1 protein-coding gene is annotated in these 666 nt (G+C 41.1%); it reads right to left on the reverse strand.

Annotation, left to right across the window (positions count from 1 at the left end):
- Positions 1–116: 116 nt before the first annotated feature.
- Positions 117–632, reverse strand: coding sequence for a GNAT family N-acetyltransferase (locus AB4180_RS22635; RefSeq protein ID WP_017096923.1), 516 nt, complete (start codon positions 630–632; stop codon positions 117–119).
- Between the last annotated feature and the right edge of the window lie 34 nt (positions 633–666).

Here is a 666-nt window from a genome sequence, read left to right on the forward strand (position 1 = left end):
TAACGCCCAATTAAGTAGCTGACAACGCTACCAATACACCCAAATTTACCACCGAAATCACTGAAGCTGAACCGAACTAAAAATGCCAAGCGTTGACAGTCTGCTTAAATTGCTTGTTATGATTGTGGTCGGGGAATCGTGTATTCGTAAAAGGACACACCACTTTCATTTATTGGTTGCTCTATAAAGCCTAACTTTTTAAGTAAGTTAGCTGAAGCAACATTAGATGTTTCAACGCCACCAACAAGCTTTAACCAAGGCTCAGTATTAACTACTTCTTCGATAAAGCTCTTCAGTAGCTCACTCGCCAGCCCTTTACCCCAATATTTTTCATTGAGTAAGTAACCTATGTGCGCGTCACTTTCGTTCTCTACATAGGCGAACAGAAAACCGATTAACTCTTGTGCCTCAGATTTCACTTGAAGTAATCGACTCTCCGACAACATTCGGTCGAGCCAAACTCGCGCCAATTCACAGGAAGTAATACCATGAAAATATGGAGGCAAGTTTTCAACAACTAATGGCGTTAGAATACTAGGAATCTCTTCGATCAGAACTGAGCGCTCAGTTAACGAAAGAGCACCTGAGATTTCAGCAACTCTCAGCCTCTGAGTTTCAAACGATATTGTCATAAAACCTGCCTATTTCGATAAAAATCATAACGCC

Origin of the sequence: Vibrio sp. 10N.286.49.C3 (assembly GCF_041469545.1) — a bacterium.
Classification (GTDB): domain Bacteria; phylum Pseudomonadota; class Gammaproteobacteria; order Enterobacterales; family Vibrionaceae; genus Vibrio; species Vibrio tasmaniensis_A.

Coding starts and splice junctions, on each gene's coding strand:
- AB4180_RS22635 (WP_017096923.1), bottom strand. CDS start 632: ATGACAATATCGTTTGAAACTCAGAGGCTGAGAGTTGCTGAAATCTCA.